A 15,554-nucleotide genomic window follows, 5' to 3' on the forward strand; every position below is an offset into this window, starting at 1 on the left:
CGAAAGCATGAAAATCAGTGATGGAAACTGGCTCATTCAACCGGGTCTGAACGTGACCTACCCGGTGCAGGTGTTCGATGTCGAGCAGCAGGGCAACGACCTGGTGGTCTATGTCGCCCCGCGCGACGTGCGCGAGCGCACCTGGCAGCTCGACACCCTGATGTTCGCGGTGCGCCTGTTTGCCCCGCAGGAGGGGATTGTCGGGGTGCGTATCGAGCACTTCCAGGGCGCACTGGATAAGGGCCCGCACTATCCGCTCAACGTCCTGAAAGACGTCAAGGTGCAGATTGAAAACAATGCGGCGTTTGCCGAGCTGAAAAGCGGTAACGTCAGCGTGCGCGTCACCAAAGGCGAGTTCTGGGCGCTGGATTTCCTGCGCAACGGGCAGCGCATCACCGGCAGCCAGCTGAAAAACAACGGCTACGTGCAGGACGGCAACAGCGACCGCAACTACCTGTTTGAGCGTCTGGATCTGGGCGTGGGTGAAACCGTCTACGGCCTCGGCGAGCGCTTTACCGCCCTGGTGCGCAACGGCCAGACGGTGGAAACCTGGAACCGTGACGGCGGCACCAGCACCGAGCAGTCGTACAAAAATATCCCGTTCTACCTCACCAACCGCGGCTACGGCGTGCTGGTGAACCATCCGGAAAACGTCTCATTTGAAATCGGCTCCGAGAAGGTGTCGAAAGTGCAGTTCAGCGTCGAGGGCGAGTATCTGGAGTATTTCGTGATCGACGGCCCGACGCCGAAAGAGGTGCTCAACCGCTATACCCGGTTCACCGGGCGTCCGGCGCTGCCCCCGGCCTGGTCGTTTGGCCTGTGGCTCACCACCTCGTTCACCACCAACTATGACGAAGCGACGGTGAACAGCTTTATCGACGGCATGGCCGAACGCGACCTGCCGCTGCACGTCTTCCACTTCGACTGCTTCTGGATGAAGGCCTTCCAGTGGTGCGACTTCGAGTGGGACCCGGTGACTTTCCCGGATCCGGAAGGGATGATCCGCCGCCTGAAGGAGAAAGGGCTGAAGGTCTGCGTGTGGATCAACCCGTACATCGGCCAGAAATCGCCGATCTTTAAGGAGCTGAAAGAGAAGGGCTACCTGCTGAAACGCCCGGACGGCTCCCTGTGGCAGTGGGATAAGTGGCAGCCGGGGCTGGCGATCTACGACTTTACCAACCCGGAAGCCTGCCAGTGGTATGCCGACAAGCTGAAAGGCCTGGTGGAGATCGGCGTCGACTGCTTCAAAACCGATTTTGGCGAGCGCATCCCGACCGATGTGCAGTGGTTCGACGGTTCCGATCCGCAGAAGATGCACAACCACTACGCCTACATCTACAACGAGCTGGTGTGGAACGTGCTGAAAGAGACGGTGGGCGAAGAGGAGGCGGTGCTGTTTGCGCGTTCGGCCTCGGTGGGGGCGCAACAGTTCCCGGTGCACTGGGGCGGGGACTGCTATGCCAACTACGAGTCGATGGCCGAAAGCCTGCGCGGTGGGCTGTCGATTGGGCTCTCCGGGTTCGGATTCTGGAGCCACGACATCGGCGGGTTCGAAAACACCGCCCCGGCGCACGTCTATAAACGCTGGTGCGCGTTCGGGCTGCTCTCCAGCCACAGCCGCCTGCACGGCAGCAAATCCTACCGCGTGCCGTGGGCGTATGACGACGAGTCCTGCGACGTGGTGCGTCACTTCACGCAGCTGAAATGCCGGATGATGCCGTATCTGTATCGCCAGGCGGCGCTGGCCCGCGAGTTTGGTACCCCGATGCTGCGGGCGATGATGCTCGAGTTCCCGGACGATCCGGCCTGCGACTATCTCGACCGCCAGTACATGCTGGGGGATTCGGTGATGGTGGCTCCGGTATTCAGCGAGGCGGGCGACGTGCAGTTTTACCTGCCGGAAGGGCGCTGGACGCACCTGTGGCATAACGATGAGGTGCAGGGCAGCCGCTGGCACAAACAGCAGCACGACTTCCGCAGCCTGCCGGTGTACGTGCGCAACAATACCCTGCTGGCGCTGGGCAACAACGACCAGAAGCCGGACTATGCGTGGAATGAAGGCACCGCTTTCCAGCTGTTTAACCTCGACGATGGCGCCACGGCGGTAAGCGAAGTGCCGGCGGCTAACGGTGCCGTGGCCTTTACCCTGACCGCGACGCGCAGTGGCAATACCCTGACGTTAAAAGGCAGCGGCGAGGCGCGGGGCTGGTCGGTCTGTTTGCGCAATGTGCATCAGATTAGCGGCGTGAAAGGCGCGTCACACGCGGGCAGCGAGTGGGGCGTGGTGGTGAAAGCGGAGGGGGATGAGGTGGTCATTCATCTCTGAGCCGTCTGTAAAACGCCCGGTGGCGCTGCGCTTACCGGGCCTACGGTTTTGATGTTGTAGGCCGGGTAAGGCGAAGCCGCCACCCGGCGATGCAGTGCGGCTTCATGCCCGGTGGCGCTACGCTTACCGGGCCTACGGTGTTGGTGCGGGTGTTTCAACCGCACCCACCGCCCCACCGGTCATCGTCTGCGTGACCTGCTGTTTATCCATATTCACCGCATTCAGCCTGCCGTTGACCGTCGGCTTCAACGGCGAATCTTTCTGCACGTTGCCGCTGGCGGTGAGCTGGAAATTGCCGTCGCCCGTCACCGGCAACGCCGGCCATCCCCACTGCTGGATCACGTTCAACGGCACGCCGCGCCCGGTCAGGTTGATGGTGGTCTGGCGCACCGGCGTCTGCGAGACGCTGGCCTTCGCTTCCAGAATGCCTTTTTCGGTAAAGGCACTCAGTTCACTGATATTCACCGTCGAGGCGTTGGCCGTGAGCGACAGCGACGGACGGCGCACGTCCACGCGGTTAAAGGTTGCCGCCGCGCCGTTCAGGGTGGCGGTGCCCGCCCATACGCCCCACTGGCGATCTTTCGCCAGCTGCAGGTTGGTGCCATAACCGTCGAGCGCGGTGACCTGCCACGGGAAGGTGGGGTCAACGTCGATCACCAGGTTACGGCTCAGGCCGAATTTGCGCAGCGTGACGCTGTGCAGCCACTCCGGCAGGGTCTCCATCCACTGCGTTTTCCAGTTTTCCGGCAGGGTGTATTCCAGCCCGGCGACGGCGACATCATCCAGCACCAGCTCTTTACCGCTGCGCAACCAGTTGCCGGAGGTACGCACCATCCCGCCTTCCCAGCGCGAGGTAAACTGGCGCAGGGCGATCCCCTGCGGAGAAAATTCCGCATTCAGGATCGGGTCGAACAGGTGCAGCGAGCCGTAGATATACTCGCTGGCATTCATCGACAGGCGACCATCTTCGCTCTGCCAGTCCCCCCCGGCTCAGGGTCAGATTGCGCAGGCTTAAATCAAGATCGGTGACCGCCCAGTCCGGCCCCTGCAGGCGGGCGTCGGTCACGTCGAGGCGGCCAATCTGCAGCGACGGCAGGGTGGTGATGGGGGCAAAAAAGTCGGACAGCGACTTATCGCTCTGCAGGCGGATCTCGTTCAGGCGCATGTTATCCACCTTCCAGCCGCCGTTGGCGTCGCGGCGCGCGGTGCCGGTGAGCGAGCCTCGCGCCATGTCGGCGCCGATGGTGGTCAGTATCACCTCTTTGTCGGTCAGCTCGCCCTCGATCAGCACGTTGCTGGCCGGGACGCCGTTCAGCGTCAGCGACCCGGCGCTGATCTGGATGTTGGCTTTTTTACCCAGCACGTTGCCTGCTTCAGGGTCCCAGGGACGCACACCGCCGGTGACTTTCTGCGCGCTCAGATCCCACGCGGTATTGGGGCTGTTAAAGGCCATGTTGTTCAGCAGCAGGCGATCGGCCTGGAAGGGAAGGGGAGCCGTCTGCGGCGAGAGGTTCAGCGTGCCGTCAAAGAGGGTGATGGTATCCATGTGCAGCGGATCGGTGAGCTGGCGGCTGCTTACGCCGATATCGACCATTTTTGCTACCAGGGTCGCAGGCTGACCGTCGCGCCCGAAGGTGACGTTTTTCAGCACCAGGTGCGTGGGCGACGAAAAGCGGTGATCCATCAGGTCGAAATTGAGTTCGTAGTCGGTGTTTACCGTGATCCAGCTGCTGACCTGCGCCGCGCCCCAACGAGTCTGAACAAGGATATAGAGCGCGAGGATCGCAATAAGCAGAACGGCCAGAATACCAACGAGAAGCTTTCCAATAAATTTCATGGTCTTCCATCACGTAAAACGCACATAAAGGAGTTATGCACGATTTATGCGCAATGCTCAAGGCGGGAAGGGCGGAATTCTGGGTTACGGCAGCAGTTGCCTGCTGCCGTGAAAGAGATTAGTTCTTTTCTGGCGGGAAAATCAGGTTCAGGACGATAGCGGTGATCCCGCCGGCGGCGATGCCGGAAGAGAGCAGGTTTTTCACCCAGTCCGGTGCAAACTGCAGGATCAGCGGCTGCTGAGACACGCCCAGACCGACCGCCAGCGACAGGGCGATGATCATGATGGCGCGGCGGTTCAGCGGCTCGCGGGAGACGATACGCACGCCCGATGCCGCGATAGTGCCGAACATCACCAGCGTTGCGCCACCCAGTACCGGCTCAGGAATGTGCTGTACAAAGCCACTCACCGCCGGGAACAGACCCAGCACGATCAGCATCAGCGCTACCACAAAGCCCACGTAGCGGCTGGCGACGCCGGTCAGCTGGATCACGCCGTTGTTCTGGCCGAAGCAGGAGTTCGGGAAGGTGTTGAACACGCCGGAGACAAAGGAGTTCAGGCCGTTCGCCAGCACGCCGCCCTTCAGACGCTTCATGTACAGCGGGCCAGAGACCGGCTGCTCAGAGACGTCGGAGGTGGCGGTGATATCCCCGATGGTTTCCAGGGAGGTGATCATAAACACCAGCATCAGCGGCAGAAGCAGGTTCCAGTCGATGCCCAGGCCGTAGTAGAGCGGGGTCGGGACCACGATCAGCGGGCTCTCGGTCGGGGCAGTGTTTTGCGGCAGCATGTCCATCGCCCAGGCAGCGAGGTAGCCTGCCGCCATGGCAATCACCAGCGAAGCGACGCGCAGGTACGGGTTACGCTGACGGTTGAGCAGAATAATGATTGCCAGCACCACACCTGCCAGCAGCAGGTTTTTCGGGGCACCAAAGGTGTGGTCGGCCATTGCAGCGTAGCCGCCGCCGATGGAGGTCAGACCCACCTGAATCAGCGACAGGCCGATAATCATCACCACCACGCCGGAGACCAGCGGAGTAATAATGCGGCGCGCCAGGTGCAGCACGCGGGAGATAACCATCTCGGTGCAGCTGGCCAGCATCAGGGTGCCGAACAGCGCGGCCATCATCGTTGGCACATCCGCGCCGCCGGTTTTCAGCGCCGTACCGCCCATGATCAGCGGGGCGACAAAGTTAAAGCTGGTGCCCTGAATCGACAGCAGACCGGAGCCCACCGGACCCCAGGCTTTAATCTGGATGATAGAGGCCACGCCCGAGGCAAACAGCGACATGCTGATGATGTGCTGGGTGTCCTGCGCCGGTAAGCCGAGCGCCTGGCAGATCAGCAGGGCAGGGGTGATGACCGCCACGAACATCGCCAGCAGGTGCTGACAGGCGGCGAACAAGGTCTGCGCCAGCGGGGGGCGATCTTCAAGACGGTAAATCAGTTCACTGTTATGCGGCTGCGCAATCGGTTGCGCATCTTGCTGTTCTACGGCGTTAACGGACATCTGCTGCGATCCCCAGGAAGAAAAGCGGGCATTTTAGCCGAGTGGATGAGAAAAGCAAACGATTGCTCGCAAAAATCGCAGAGAAAACCTTCCGCTTAATACGGCTTTTCTGTCACGCCAGGGCAAAGTTCATTACACTCCTGCTCCCGATTGCGCTTAAGTCGCGCAAACGGTTCAGGAAAACGCGCATGTTGATGGAGCACGTGCCATATAAGGAGCCCACTATGATTCATCTCGATACGTTGTCGACTCTCGTTGCGGCAACGCTGGTTTTACTGCTTGGCCGAAAGCTGGTTCACAGTGTCCCCCTTCTCAGAAAATACACCATCCCGGAGCCCGTCGCGGGCGGGCTGCTGGCCGCCGTTGCGCTGCTGGTGCTGAACAAAAGCATGGGCTGGGAAATCAACTTTGATATGTCGTTAAAAGACCCGCTGATGCTGGCCTTTTTCGCCACCATCGGCCTGAACGCCAACCTCGCCAGCCTGCGGGCCGGCGGTAAAGTGCTGGGGGTGTTCCTGATTGTGGTGGTCGGGCTACTGGTAATGCAGAACGCCATTGGGATCGGTATGGCCTCCCTGCTGGGGCTGGATCCGCTGATGGGCCTGCTGGCTGGTTCCATTACCCTCTCCGGCGGACATGGCACCGGGGCGGCGTGGAGCAAGCTGTTTATCGAGCGCTATGGTTTTCAGAATGCCACCGAAGTGGCGATGGCCTGCGCCACCTTCGGGCTGGTGCTGGGCGGGCTGATCGGCGGGCCGGTGGCGCGCTATCTGGTAAAACATTCCGCCACTCCGAACGGTTGTCCGGAAGATGAAGCGGTGCCGTCGGCGTTTGAAAAGCCGGACGTCGGGCGCATTATCAGCTCCCTGGTGCTGATCGAAACCATTGCGCTGATCGCCATCTGCCTGACGGTGGGTAAGGTGATTGCGCAACTGCTGGCGGGATCCGCATTTGAGCTGCCGACTTTTGTCTGCGTGCTGTTTGTCGGGGTGATCCTCAGCAACGGCCTGGCGCTGATGGGCTTTTATCGCGTCTTTGAGCGGGCGGTATCGGTGCTGGGCAACGTCTGCCTGTCCCTGTTCCTGGCGATGGCGCTGATGAGCCTCAAACTGTGGGAGCTGGCCTCGCTGGCGCTGCCGATGCTGGCCATTCTCGCCGTGCAGACCCTGTTTATGGCGCTGTACGCGGTGTTCGTGACCTGGCGGATGATGGGCAAAAACTACGACGCGGCGGTGTTGGCGGCAGGGCATTGCGGCTTTGGTCTGGGAGCCACGCCGACGGCGATCGCCAATATGCAGGCCATTACCGAGCGTTTCGGTCCATCACATATGGCGTTTCTGGTGGTGCCGATGGTGGGGGCGTTCTTTATTGATATCGTCAACGCGCTGGTGATCAAACTCTATCTGCTGCTGCCAATGTTTGGCTGATCAGGCGTTGGAGTAGCGCTCGGTCTCGGGCATCCAGCGCTCGATTAACGCTGCCGCCTGGTCGGGGTAGCGTTCATGGATATGGCGTGCCAGACGCTGAACTTCGGGGATCATGCCCTGATCGCGCAGTAAATCGGCCACTTTAAACTCGGCGTTACCGGTCTGGCGGGTACCGAGCAGTTCGCCCGGGCCGCGGATCTCCAGATCCTGTTGCGCAATCACAAAGCCGTCATTGCTGTCGCGCAGCACCTGCAGACGCTTCTGGGCGGTTTTCGACAGCGGGGCTTTGTAGAGCAACACGCAGTGCGACGCCACCGCGCCACGTCCGACGCGACCCCGCAGCTGGTGGAGCTGCGCCAGGCCCAGACGCTCCGGGTTCTCGATGATCATCAGGCTGGCGTTAGGCACATCCACCCCCACTTCAATCACCGTGGTGGCGATCAGCAGATGCAGGTCGCCCTGCTTGAAGGCCTGCATCACCGCCTGCTTCTCGGCAGGCTTCATCCGGCCATGCACCAGGCCGACGTTCAGCTCCGGCAGGGCCAGCTTTAGCTCTTCCCAGGTGGCTTCCGCCGCCTGAGCTTCCAGCAGATCCGACTCTTCAATCAGGGTACAGACCCAGTAGGCCTGACGCCCTTCCTGACAGGCGTTGCGCACGCGATCGATAATGTCGCTGCGGCGCGTGTCCGGAATGGCGACGGTCGTCACCGGCGTACGCCCCGGCGGCAGTTCGTCGATGGTGGAGGTGTCGAGATCGGCATAGGCGGTCATCGCCAGGGTGCGCGGGATCGGCGTTGCGGTCATGATCAGCTGGTGCGGATGGTAGCCCTGCTGGAGCCCTTTCTCCCACAGCGCCAGGCGCTGATGCACGCCAAAACGGTGCTGCTCATCAATGATCACCAGTGCCAGGCCGTGAAACTGCACCTGCTCCTGGAAGATGGCGTGCGTGCCGACAATCATCTGCACCTGACCGCTGGCAATGGCGTCCTGCTGCGCCTGTCGCGCCTTGCCTTTTTGCTTTCCGGCCAGCCAGCCCACTTCAACCCCCAGCGGGGCAAACCAGCTGCGGAAGTTATTCGCGTGCTGCTCGGCCAGCAGTTCGGTCGGCGCCATCAGGGCGACCTGTCTGCCGTGCGCAATGGCGCGCAGTGCGGCCAGTGCGGCCACCAGCGTTTTACCGGAGCCGACGTCGCCCTGCACCAGGCGCATCATCGGCACGTCCAGCGCCAGGTCATGCTCGATCTCGGCAGTCACGCGGGCCTGTGCCCCGGTGGGTTTAAACGGCAGCGAGGCCAGCAGCTTATCTTTTAACTCGTTACGGGCCGGGAGCGGCAGGGCGTGAAAACGCTGGGCACCGGCGCGCAGCGCCAGCATGCTCAGGTTATGCGCCAGCAGCTCTTCCAGAATCAGACGGCGCTGGGCCGGATGTTGCCCGCTCTCCAGATCGCTTAACTGCAGCGTCGGCGGCGGGCGATGCAATGTGCGCAACGCCTCCGGCAGGCTCATCATTCCCTGTGCGAGTTCGGGCGGCAGCAGCTCGGCAATGGCGCAGGTGTCGAGCAGCTCCAGCGCCTGATCGGTCAGCTTGCGCAGCGTCGCCTGCTTGATGCCTTCGGTGGTTGGGTAGACCGGGGTCAGCGTCTCCTGCATCTCAGGGGTGCTGAGATCGCCCTGCACGCGGTATTCCGGGTGGATCATCTCCGCGCCGTATTTGCCGCGTTTGGCTTCGCCGTAGGCCAGCACACGGCGCCCGGGGGCGAGGCTGTTTTTCATCGCCGCGCTGAAGTTAAAGAAGCGCATGGTCAGGATGCCGGAGCCGTCGCTGATCTGGCAGGTCATCATCCGGCGACCGCCGAAGGTGATGTTGCTGTTCAGGACTTCGCCTTCAACCGTGGCGTAAATGCCGGGCAGCAGGTCGCCAATCTGATAGAGCTGGGTGCGGTCTTCGTAACGCAGGGGGAGGTGCAGGAGAAGATCCTGCACGGTATGCAGGCCAATTTTTGCCAGTTTGCTGCTCTGGGCCGCGCCAACGCCCGTCAGTGAATTGAGCGGCACAGCATCCAGCAGGCGGCCTTGCATGATTATTTCGCCGCTTGCATGGTGGCCCACCACGTCGCATCGGCTTCAATTTCGCCCTGCATGTTCACGTGGGGGTAGGGTAATCTTTTCTGCTTCGCCACGTTGGCCAGCACCGGATAACCGCCTTCAAACAGCAGGCGCTGCTGCTCTTCTTCCGGCAGCATGCTGTTCTCGCGTTTGTACATCCCGGCATTTTGTCGCTGGCGCTGGGCTTCATACAGAATAAGCGCGGAAGCCACGGAGACGTTCAGGGACTGCACCATGCCGATCATCGGAATGATGATGTCCTGATCCGCCAGATCTAAAGCTTCCTGGGTGATCCCCGTCTTCTCCTGACCCATCAGAATGCAGGTCGGGCGGGTGTAATCGATCTCGCGGAAGTCGACGGCTTTGTCGGAAAGGTGGGTCGCCAGGATCTGCATACCGCGCCCTTTCAGATGCGAAATGGCGTCGGCAATATTGTCGTGGGCTTTGACCTGGACCCAGCTGTTGCTGCCCGCGGCAGCTGAGGCCATGGGACGCATCCGCGTACCCTTCCAGACAGCATGCACTTCATGCACGCCGACGGCGTCGGCGGTACGGACAATCGCAGCCACGTTATGAGGTTTGTGTACCTGCTCCATGCAGACCGTCAGATCGGGCTGACGCCTGGCGAGCATCTCACAGATACGGGCATAACGTGTTGAATTCATAAAGCTAGTTTCGGTTACGGGTGACTTTAATCACGTCGGCCATCACGCGGATTTTGCGCATGATGTTCGCCAGATGCACACGGTCCCGCGCGGTCAGACGAATAAAGGCGCTGTAGACCCGGCCATCTTTCTCTTCCGTATTCAGGCTATGAATGTTGGAAGAGGCAGTGTTGATTGCCGCCGTCAGGTTCGCCAGCGCACCCTGGTGGTTGAACATATCCACCTTGATTTCGGTGATGAACTCCTGCTCGGTCTCTTTATCCCACTCTACCGCCATAAACTTCTCAGGCTCTTTCTGGTAGCCACGGATGTTACGACAGGATTCGTGATGGATAACCAGGCCTTTACCGGGGCTGACGTGAGCGATAATCGGGTCGCCGGGGATCGGTCGGCAGCACTTGGCAAAGGTGATCAATACGCCGTCGGCGCCTTTGATTGGCAGATGGCCGTGGCTGGTTGATGACGGCTGCGGCACAGAGGTTTCGCCCTGCTGCAGGTTCTTCGCCACTACCACGCTCATCGCGTTGCCGAGACCGATTTCCGCCAGCAGATCGTCAAGCGTGGCGAGCTTCATGCGCTCGATTTCACGCTGCACGTTCTCTTTCGGGATCTCAGCGAGCTTACGGCTGCCGCCCAACGCATGGTTGAGCAGTCGGCGGCCCAGGCTGACAGAGTCGTCGCGTTTGAGGTTCTTCAGCAGCTGGCGGATCTTGGCGCGGGCTTTCGAGCTCACAACAAAGTTGAGCCACGCCGCGTTCGGACGTGCGCCAGGTGCGGTAATGATTTCCACCGTCTGGCCGCTGGTCAACGGCTGTGACAGCGGGTACGGCTGGCGGTCGACGCGTGCGCCAACACAGGCATGACCGATATCGGTATGCACGGCGTAAGCGAAGTCGACCGGGGTTGCGCCAGCAGGCAGCTCGACAATGCGCCCCTCTGGCGTGAAAACGTAAATCTCATCCGGGAAGAGATCGGATTTAACGCTCTCGATAAATTCAAACGAGCTACCGGCGCTCTGTTGCAGCTCCAGCAGGCTCTGCATCCAGCGCTGGGCGCGGATCTGCGCGGTGGTGCTGCTTTCGCCGCCACGCTCTTTATAGGCCCAGTGCGCGGCAACACCCATCTCCGCCATCTGATCCATGTCTTCGGTACGGATCTGCACCTCAACCGGCACGCCGTGCGGGCCAATCATCGAGGTGTGCAGGGACTGATATCCGTTCGCCTTGGGAATGGCGATATAGTCTTTCATCCGGCCCGGACGCGGTTTGTACAGGCTGTGCATCTGGCCGAGTACGCGATAGCAGGTGTCGGCGTCGTGGACGATCACGCGGAACGCGTAAATATCCATGATCGAGTGAAAACGCTGCTCCTTGAGCACCATTTTGCAGTAGATGGAGTACAAATGCTTTTCGCGACCGCTGACGCGGCAGGGAATACCGGCTTCCTGCAAACGCCCTTCGATTTCAGAGAGGATTTTCTGAATCATCTCTTTACGGTTACCACGTGCGGCTTTCACCACCTCTTTGATCACCCGGAAGCGGTTCGGGTACAAGGCTTCAAAACCCAGCTCTTCCAGCTCGGTTTTAATGTGATGAATACCTAAACGGTGCGCCAGCGGGCTGTAGATTTCGAGGGTTTCACGGGCTATGCGACGACGTTTGTCCGGGCGCAGTGAGCCCAGGGTGCGCATATTGTGGGTACGGTCAGCGAGTTTGATCAGAATGACGCGGATATCCTGCACCATCGCCATGATCATTTTGCGGAAGTTTTCGGCCTGCGCCTCTTTCTTATCGCGGAAATTCAGCTTATCAAGCTTAGAGACCCCTTCCACCAGTTCGGCAACGCTTTTGCCAAACAGCTGTTCCATGTCCTGGTAGGTGGCGGGGGTATCTTCGATCACGTCATGCAGCAGGGCGGCCATCAGCGTTTCATAGTCGAGTTTCATCTCGGCCAGAATACAGGCCACCGCTACCGGGTGCGTGATATAGGGTTCACCGCTTGAACGTGTCTGGCCCTCGTGAGCGTCACGTGCAACGAGATACGCCTGCTGGAGACGCTTAATCTGGTCTACCGGCAGGTAGGTTTGAATCAGTTGATTCAGGCTTTCAAACAGATACAAGGGCGACCCGCAGGTTTAATTAACGACGACCTTCAGCAATGGCGGTAACGGCCTGCAGTTCTGCGGCTTCCTGCTCTTGCTGCTCCTGGCGCTCACGAACATCGAGGATCTGGCTGTTGATCAGGCCTTCTTCGATTTCGCGCAGTGCGATAACGGTAGTTTTATCGTTTTCTTCCGGTACCAGCGGATCTTTACCGCCTGACTGCATCTGACGAGCGCGACGCGCGGCGACCAGCACCAGGTCAAAACGGTTACCAATTTTCTCTACAGCGTCCTGAACAGTTACGCGTGCCATACTTAAAATGCTCCACAGATGAAGAAATGACTGGGCATGATACTGAATGTGGGTTCAGTCTGCCAACAGTTTGGTGATTAATGCGTCATGTCGCTGCTTCTGGCGGCTCATGCGCAGACGTTCGGCGCGAAGGATAGTTTTGAGATCGCTCAGGGCGGCGTCAAAATCATCATTCACAATCAGGTAATCATATTCGGCGTAATGGCTCATTTCCGCAACTGCCTGGGCCATACGTTTTGCGATAACCTCTTCGCTGTCCTGGCCGCGGCCGCGGAGACGGCGATCCAGCTCATCTTTCGACGGCGGTAAAATAAAGATACTGCGAGAATCAGGCATTTTCTTGCGAATCTGCTGTGCGCCCTGCCAGTCGATATCCAGGAACACGTTCACGCCGGTGGACAGCACCTGCTCGATGGTCTCACGCGAGGTACCGTAGTAGTTACCGAAGACCTCAGCGTGTTCAAGAAACGCATCCCTGCCAATCATCGTTCTGAATTCATCGTGATCGACAAAGAAATAGTGTTCACCGTGCACCTCACCCGGACGCGGCGCGCGCGTGGTGTGAGAAACCGACACCTGGGTATCGTACAGCGGTTGGGTTTTTAACAGTGCCTGAATCAGGCTGGATTTACCCGCGCCACTAGGGGCAGAAACAATATAAAGCGTGCCTTGAGCCATGAGAGTCTTTTGTATGTGTTAGCGAAGAAAGTCCTACATACGGGCTTATTATACACGTCGCCGCTTCGTGACGTAGCCTTTGTCACACTTTTTCCGCTTCTTAGTTGATTTTTGCTCTCCCTTTTCCGTTTTTCTCCGCCGTTTGCTGCAACAGAAACAAAGTCCTGATGCGGGCTCGTAAAGCCTGGTTTTGCCTGTCGCCTGCGGTTGCGTACCGCGTTATACCCTCTGGAAAACAGGGAGGAGTAACGATGTGGCGAGGGTTAGCGGTGGTGATGGGATTCTGGAGTGGTTGCGGTCTGGCGATATGCCCGGTCTGGTCGCCCGCGCAGGCAGAGCAGGAGATCGCCCGACTCAGTGCGCAGATAGCCCGCTGGGATAAAGCGTACTGGCAGCAGGGCGTCAGCGACGTAAACGACGAAGTCTATGACCAGCTGGCCGCGCGGCTGAAGCAGTGGCGGCACTGCTTTGGCGATGAACCGGCGACAGACGTACTGGCACCTGTACAGGGGACGGTCAGGCATCCGGTCAGCCATACCGGGGTGGCGAAGGTAGCCGATAAAGCAGAGCTGCGGCAGTGGATGCGTTCGCGTCGCGACCTGTGGATCCAGCCAAAGGTAGACGGCGTGGCGGTGACGCTGGTTTACCGTCAGGGCCAACTGGTGCAGGCCACCAGCCGGGGCGACGGGCTGAAAGGCGAAGACTGGACGGCAAAAGTGAAGCGCATCGCCTCGGTACCCAGCCAGATAACGGGCCCGCTCGCCAACAGCGTGTTGCAGGGAGAGCTCTTCTTGCGTCGCGACAACCATATCCAGCAGCAGATGGGTGGCATGAATGCGCGGGCAAAAGTCGCCGGGGCGATGATGCGCCAGGATGCCAGCGCCGCCCTGGATCACATCGGCATCTTTATCTGGGCCTGGCCGGACGGCCCCGCCCAGATGGGCGAACGCCTGCAGGCATTAACCCGGGCAGGCTTCACCCTGACCGAACCCTGGACGCATCGGGTCAGTTCGGTGGAGGAGGCTGAAAAAATGCGCAACCGCTGGCTGAAGTCGCCCCTGCCCTTTGTCACCGATGGCATTGTGATCCGCTCGGCGCAGGAGCCCGCAGGGAACCTCTGGCTGCCCGGGGACGGCAGCTGGGTGGTGGCGTGGAAATATGCTCCGGCGGCACGGGTTGCTGAGGTCCGCGCTATCACCTTTACCGTAGGGCGTACCGGCAGGATCGCGGTGGTCGCTACCCTTGAGCCCGTGCAGCTTGATGATAAACGGGTGCAGCGCGTCAATCTGGGGTCGGTGGGTCGCTGGCAGGCACTGGATATTGCGCCGGGCGATCAGGTTCAGGTCAGCCTGGCCGGGCAGGGGATCCCGCGGGTGGATAAAGTCGTCTGGCGAGGGACCAACCGACAAAAACCGATCCCGCCTGAATCGCGCTTTACGCCGCTCACCTGTTTTTATGCCTCGCCGGAATGCCACGAGCAGTTTATGGCCCGGCTGGCCTGGCTGAGTTCGTCGTCGGTGTTAAATATCGGCGGGCTGGGTGACGCAGGCTGGCAGGTGCTTCATCAGGCGCATCATTTTGAGCATCTGTTTTCGTGGCTGACGCTGACCCAGGAGCAGCTCCAGCACACGCCGGGGCTTTCGACGCAGCGCGGCCTGCAGCTCTGGCACCAGTTCAACCTGGCGCGCCGTCAGCCTTTTACCCGCTGGCTGGATGCGCTTGGCGTGCCGCTCCCGAGGGTGGCTATCCGCGCGCTGGGCGATCGGCACTGGCAGCAGCTGCAGAGCAGGGATCTGCTGGGCTGGCAGCAGATTCCGGGTATTGGCATGGGAAAAGCACGCAGGCTGGTGGAGTTTGTTCATCACCCCACCGTTAACATCCTGACCTCCTGGCTCAATGAGCAGGGCGTACAGGGATTTTAGTGGCTGTCGTGGCGGTAATAAAAGACCGGCAGGCCCAGCTTTAAACGCAGCGCCAGCAGACGGGCGGTAAAGCCAAAGAGCAGCGTGGAGATGATTACCACATCCTGATTACTGACGTAGTGCTGCAGGGCGACGTACAGCACCGCTGCAGCGAAGGAGACCCCGGCATAGAGCTCTTTCTGAAACACCAGCGGAATGCGTTTGCAGAACATATCGCGCAGTACGCCGCCAAAGACGCCGGTGATCACCGCCGCGATAGTGGCGATAACCGGGCCTTCGCCCATATCCAGCGCGACCTGGGCACCGATAATGGAGAAAACGATCAGGCCGAGCGCATCCAGCACCAGAAACAGGCGTCGCAGATGGGGCATCACCGGGGCAACGATAGTGGTCAGCACCGCCGCGACGGCGACGATAATCACATATTCCGGATGTTGCACCCAGCCGAGCGGATAGTGGCCCAGCAGAATATCCCGGACGGAACCTCCACCCAGCGCCGTTGCCGTGGCGATAATAATGACCCCGAAGGTGTCCATACGACGACGCCCGGCGGCCAGGGCACCGGTCATGGCTTCAGCGGTGATACCGATCAGATACAGGATGTGCAGCAGCATGTTACCCCCAACGTTAAGGCGGTCAGGGTAACGTTTTGTGGGCTGGCTCACGATT

The 15,554-nt window shown here is 60.2% G+C and carries 10 protein-coding genes and 1 pseudogene; 3 read left to right on the forward strand and 8 right to left on the reverse strand.

All coding sequences use genetic code 11. The annotated features are described in order from the left end of the window. The first annotated feature begins 7 nt into the window (after positions 1-7). Entirely contained in the window at positions 8-2,326 is a 2,319-nt protein-coding gene (gene yicI / locus AAHB66_RS00460; protein WP_347114838.1) for an alpha-xylosidase, read from the forward strand. 132 nt (positions 2,327-2,458) lie between these two features. Here yicI and AAHB66_RS00465 read toward each other — a convergent pair. Beyond that, positions 2,459-4,163 (reverse strand): annotated as a pseudogene (locus AAHB66_RS00465) (AsmA family protein). 118 nt (positions 4,164-4,281) lie between these two features. After that, complete coding sequence (locus tag AAHB66_RS00470) at positions 4,282-5,673, reverse strand: NCS2 family protein (RefSeq protein WP_347114839.1); 1,392 nt, start codon at positions 5,671-5,673, stop codon at positions 4,282-4,284. 224 nt (positions 5,674-5,897) lie between these two features. On the opposite strand from AAHB66_RS00470, the gene gltS reads away from it, so the two are divergent. After that, positions 5,898-7,100: a sodium/glutamate symporter gene (gltS, locus tag AAHB66_RS00475; protein WP_347114840.1), complete on the forward strand. Its 1,203-nt coding sequence runs from the start codon at positions 5,898-5,900 to the stop codon at positions 7,098-7,100. Here gltS and recG read toward each other — a convergent pair whose 3' ends face one another. From recG to gmk, 5 genes are read right to left on the reverse strand one after another with little or no spacing between them, the layout of a single operon-like run. Further along, entirely contained in the window at positions 7,101-9,179 is a 2,079-nt protein-coding gene (recG, locus tag AAHB66_RS00480) for an ATP-dependent DNA helicase RecG (RefSeq protein ID WP_347114841.1), read from the reverse strand. A gap of 2 nt (positions 9,180-9,181) precedes the next feature. Next, on the reverse strand, positions 9,182-9,871 hold the full coding sequence (gene trmH, locus AAHB66_RS00485) for a tRNA (guanosine(18)-2'-O)-methyltransferase TrmH (protein ID WP_347114842.1): 690 nt from the start codon (positions 9,869-9,871) through the stop codon (positions 9,182-9,184). A gap of 4 nt (positions 9,872-9,875) precedes the next feature. Continuing rightward, on the reverse strand, positions 9,876-11,990 hold the full coding sequence (gene spoT, locus AAHB66_RS00490) for a bifunctional GTP diphosphokinase/guanosine-3',5'-bis pyrophosphate 3'-pyrophosphohydrolase (protein WP_347114843.1): 2,115 nt from the start codon (positions 11,988-11,990) through the stop codon (positions 9,876-9,878). Between the two features lie 19 nt (positions 11,991-12,009). After that, positions 12,010-12,285: a DNA-directed RNA polymerase subunit omega gene (gene rpoZ / locus AAHB66_RS00495; protein ID WP_039030179.1), complete on the reverse strand. Its 276-nt coding sequence runs from the start codon at positions 12,283-12,285 to the stop codon at positions 12,010-12,012. Positions 12,286-12,339: 54 nt separating this feature from the next. Then, the gene (gene gmk / locus AAHB66_RS00500) at positions 12,340-12,963 is read right to left on the reverse strand and encodes a guanylate kinase (RefSeq protein ID WP_142487723.1); all 624 of its coding nucleotides are present in this window, start codon (positions 12,961-12,963) and stop codon (positions 12,340-12,342) included. Between the two features lie 251 nt (positions 12,964-13,214). Between gmk and ligB the strand changes: the two genes are divergently transcribed. Then, positions 13,215-14,885 carry an NAD-dependent DNA ligase LigB gene (gene ligB, locus AAHB66_RS00505; protein ID WP_347114844.1) on the forward strand — a complete coding sequence of 557 codons (1,671 nt, stop codon included), beginning with the start codon at positions 13,215-13,217 and terminating at the stop codon, positions 14,883-14,885. On the opposite strand, the gene AAHB66_RS00510 is transcribed toward ligB, so the two are convergent. Then, complete coding sequence (locus tag AAHB66_RS00510) at positions 14,882-15,499, reverse strand: trimeric intracellular cation channel family protein (protein WP_347114845.1); 618 nt, start codon at positions 15,497-15,499, stop codon at positions 14,882-14,884. The genes ligB and AAHB66_RS00510 overlap by 4 nt on opposite strands. Between the last annotated feature and the right edge of the window lie 55 nt (positions 15,500-15,554).

Source organism: Leclercia sp. S52 (assembly GCF_039727615.1).
In the GTDB taxonomy this organism is placed as follows: Bacteria; Pseudomonadota; Gammaproteobacteria; order Enterobacterales; family Enterobacteriaceae; genus Enterobacter; species Enterobacter adecarboxylatus_B.